Source organism: Bacteroidota bacterium (genome assembly GCA_034723125.1).
Taxonomy (GTDB): Bacteria; Bacteroidota; Bacteroidia; order CAILMK01; family JAAYUY01; genus JAYEOP01.
The window spans coordinates 1-3,094 of the sequence record JAYEOP010000246.1 but is presented as its reverse complement, the minus strand read 5'-3'; the positions used below and the strand labels follow the sequence as shown (position 1 = coordinate 3,094).

The following is a 3,094-nucleotide window of genomic DNA, read 5'->3' as shown; positions in this document are numbered from 1 at the left end:
AAAATTATATGTGTTTTTCAAAAAATATATGCTATAATTGTAAGTGTTTTTTAGGATAGTAATTTATGTAATTTTAAAAGAGGAGTATTGTCATGAAAAAATTAATTTCAAAATGGTTGATAGGTGATATTACACAGAAATATACAACAATGGCTGATTATGATTTGGTAATGGAAAAATTAACAGAAACTGCTGTTGAAAATAAGTTTTCAGTGGTAACAATACATAATTTAAGGGAATCCTATAGTAAGAAAAATTTAAAAATAGATGATGATTTTGAATATAGAATTGTGGAAATATGTAATGCTCAGAAATCACATAAAGTAATAACTGAAATGAGTTATGATATGGGAGTGATGATGCCTAAAAGTATTATCGTCGCCCGTGAAAATGGCAAAACAACACTTCGTTTTATGAAAATGAAGCCATGGATAATGAGTATGATGTTTCCCAGTGTAGATATTGTTCCTATGTCAAAAAATGTTATGAAAATTATGACAAATATAGTAATTGAAACAATCAAAAAAGCAGAAGCTTAATAATTTTAAATAAAATCAAAGAAATAAGCAAAATAATTTTGTTTTTTTAAATCTTATTATGTAATTTACATAGAGATGAAAAAAAGAAACAAATAGAGGAGTTATAATGAGAAAAATTATTATTTTATTTACACTACTGTTAATCTTAATTTCTTGTGGTCAGGCAGAAAAAAAAGAGATTGTAATATTGCATTGGAATGATATACATGCACACAATACATCTTGGAAACCTGTAAGACATAATCCCAAAAATCATTTTGTAGGCGGTTATGCTTATGTTGATGCATATTTAGATTCATTGAAAAATGTCTATCCGCAAGCACTGAAAATAAATGCAGGTGACGATTTTCAAGGAACTCCTGTGAGCTCAATTTCAAAAGGATTATCTCAGATAGAAATTTTGAATGCTGTTGGACCGGATTTTTTTACTATCGGAAATCATGAATTTGATTATGGCTGGAAACAATTTTCAGAATTGATTCCAAAAGCTAAATTTGATATTTATGGAGCAAATGTATTAGATGAAAAAACAGGAAAAGCACTATTAAAAAGATATAAAATTTATGAATTCAACGGACAAAAAATAGCGATACTTGGCGTTACAACTGATGATTTGTCGGGATTGACTTTGAGCGAAAATCTTGCCGGATTAAAAATTGCCAGTCAGATTGAAACGACAAGGGAAATAGTTGAAGAATTAAAAAAGAAAAATATACATTTGATAATTGCCGTCACACACATTGGAATAAATAAAGATAAAGAGTTAGCTGAAGCAGTTCCAGAATTAGATTTAATTGTTGGTGGACATAGTCATACATATTTAGATGAAGCAGAAATCGTAGGGAATACAAAAATAGTTCAAACGGCTTCTTATGGAAGATATATTGGAGAATTTAGATTTTCATGTGACGAGAAAGATATTACAGAATTTCATTACAAATTAATTGAGGTTGTCTCTGATAAAATCAAACCTTCAGCTGATGTAAAAAAAGTGGTTGATAAGTGGGAAAATAAAGTTGCAGAAAAAATGGATATAGTTATTGGAAAATTACAAAGTGATTGGGTAAAAGGTGGAGTTGAATCGAATATCGGTAATTGGTTATCAGATGCGATGAAAAATAAGACAAATTCTGATATTGCATTTACAAACAATGGTGGAATTCGCAAAAATTTAAGTGCCGGTGATATAAAAATTCGTGATATTTGGGAAATTGCACCATTTGAGAATACATTAGTCACATTTGAAATCACAGGTAAAGAACTGCTTAATTTAGTTAATTTTATAATTGAAAAAAATAGCAGTGTTCAACAATCCGGAATGAAAATAATTGTTGATAAAAAAACAGATAAAGTTATTGAAGTGTCGGTAAACGGAGCAAAGATAGATGCAAATAAAAAATATGAAATTGTAACAAATAATTATGTTTTCGATCATTTAGATAAATATTTTGGAATAACTGTTGAAAACAGTAATCAAACCGATTTGATTGACCGAAATGTGTTTATCGAAGCTGTTAAAAAACAAAAAGTAATAGATTCTAAGATTGAAGGAAGAATTGTTTTTAAATAGAGATTATTAATCATAATTGTGGAATATAAATTATGATTAAAAAAGAAAAAAACGGATAGGAATGATAAACTATTCAAAAAAATAACAAAAACACTAATTAAACTTGACTTTCTATTAATTAATTTATAAATTTAAACTTGAAAATATTTTGAGAAAAAGGAGATAAAAAATAGTATGTATGCAATAGTTGAAATAAGTGGAAAACAGTTCAAGGTGGAAAAAGGTGATGAATTAAATGTGCCTTTACAAGATAAAAAAGAGAAAACAAAATTAAAATTTGATTCTGTATTATTATTAGATGATGAAGGAAAGGTAAAAGTTGGAACTCCTTTCGTAAAAAAGACAGAAGTATTAGCAACAGTAGTTGGCCATGGTAGAGATAAGAAAATTTTAGTATTCAAGAAAAAAAGAAGAAAGGGTTATAAAAAGAAGAATGGTCATAGACAGAATTATACTACAATTAAAATTGATAAAATAGCAATTGCAAAATAAAGGGAATATTTATGGCACATAAAAAAGGACAGGGAAGTACTACTAATGGTCGAAGAAGTAATCCGAAATATCTTGGTGTAAAGAGATTTGGTGGTGAACAGGTAACAGCCGGATCAATCATTGTTAGACAGCGAGGAACAAAATTTTATCCGGGAACAAATGCCGGTCGTGGTGGTGATGATACTATATTTGCAAAAGCAGATGGAAAGGTTGATATTAGTCGTAATCGCGGAAGAAAATATATAAATATTATATAAAAATATAAGAAAATAGAAAAATCACGAATGCATAATAAAAGTTTTCGTGTTTTTTTTATTGTTTTATGAAATATATTTTTTATTGTGGAAAAAATATGTTATATTTAGACAAAGGAGATAAAATGAGTAATCAAAAATTAGAACGATCATTAGATGAAAGAATGTTTGTCGGAGTTTTAGGTGGACTTGCTGATTATTTGGGTTGGGATGTTACTATTTTAAGAATATTGTATGTA

The 3,094-nt window shown here is 28.1% G+C and carries 5 protein-coding genes; all 5 read left to right on the top strand.

Going from position 1 to position 3,094, the window contains the following annotated elements:
• The first annotated feature begins 92 nt into the window (after nt 1–92).
• Nucleotides 93–539: a DUF302 domain-containing protein gene (locus U9R42_06805; protein MEA3495728.1), complete on the top strand. Its 447-nt coding sequence runs from the start codon at nt 93–95 to the stop codon at nt 537–539.
• Nucleotides 540–645: 106 nt separating this feature from the next.
• Nucleotides 646–2,109 (top strand): bifunctional UDP-sugar hydrolase/5'-nucleotidase, encoded by a 1,464-nt coding sequence (locus U9R42_06800; protein ID MEA3495727.1) that lies wholly within the window; start codon nt 646–648, stop codon nt 2,107–2,109.
• 174 nt (nt 2,110–2,283) lie between these two features.
• Nucleotides 2,284–2,601 (top strand): 50S ribosomal protein L21, encoded by a 318-nt coding sequence (rplU, locus tag U9R42_06795; GenBank protein MEA3495726.1) that lies wholly within the window; start codon nt 2,284–2,286, stop codon nt 2,599–2,601.
• A gap of 11 nt (nt 2,602–2,612) precedes the next feature.
• Nucleotides 2,613–2,858 (top strand): 50S ribosomal protein L27, encoded by a 246-nt coding sequence (gene rpmA / locus U9R42_06790; protein MEA3495725.1) that lies wholly within the window; start codon nt 2,613–2,615, stop codon nt 2,856–2,858.
• Nucleotides 2,859–2,923: 65 nt separating this feature from the next.
• The coding region (locus U9R42_06785; GenBank protein MEA3495724.1) for a PspC domain-containing protein at nt 2,924–3,094 on the top strand (171 nt) is incomplete at its 3' end.